Origin of the sequence: Methylobacterium sp. WL18, from assembly GCF_008040015.1 — a bacterium.
In the GTDB taxonomy this organism is placed as follows: domain Bacteria; phylum Pseudomonadota; class Alphaproteobacteria; order Rhizobiales; family Beijerinckiaceae; genus Methylobacterium; species Methylobacterium mesophilicum.
Genome location: NZ_VRVD01001266.1, coordinates 1 through 563, shown reverse-complemented (window position 1 = coordinate 563; position 563 = coordinate 1). Strand labels below are relative to the sequence as shown.

Below are 563 nucleotides of genomic sequence, written 5' to 3'. Positions count from 1 at the left end.
CCGCGCCGCGCACCGGGGGCGGCCCGGCGGCGCGCCTGTCCTCCGATACGGTGGCGTTCCGGGGCGAGCTGGCGCGGCGCGACATCGACGCTCTGCCGATCTGCGAGCTGGCCGAGATCGTCGATCCCGCCTGGGGCCCGGCGCTGGAAGGCTTGCTCGGGCGCGCCCGCGAGGCCCTGGTGGTGGCGCCCGACCGGCTGAGCGAGGCGCTGGGCGTCCTGCAATCGGGCCGCGACCGGTTCCACCGCTGCATCCTGGTCAAGACCACCGACACCGCCAAGCAGCGGGCGCGCCGCTACGACGACGGCCCGCTCACCGTGATCGAGACCAGCGACCCGCATGCGGAGGCGTTTCTGGGGGTGCGGCTCGGGGGCTACGACCTGGCAAAGGACGATGCCGAACTCGCCCGCCTGTCCCGCGCCGTCGCGCCGAGCGGCCGGACCACGGCCGGCATGGCCTATTCGGTGACCCGCAGCGTCGACCTGCTGATGACCCGCGGCCATCGCGGGCCCACGGTGGACAGCCGCCGGGCGCACGAGGTCGCGGTCGCGGAGGCGCGGCGG

At 75.8% G+C, this 563-nt stretch carries 1 pseudogene; it reads left to right on the top strand.

From position 1 onward, the window contains the following. A pseudogene (locus FV228_RS32230) lies at positions 1-563 on the top strand (ATPase); the annotation flags it as partial.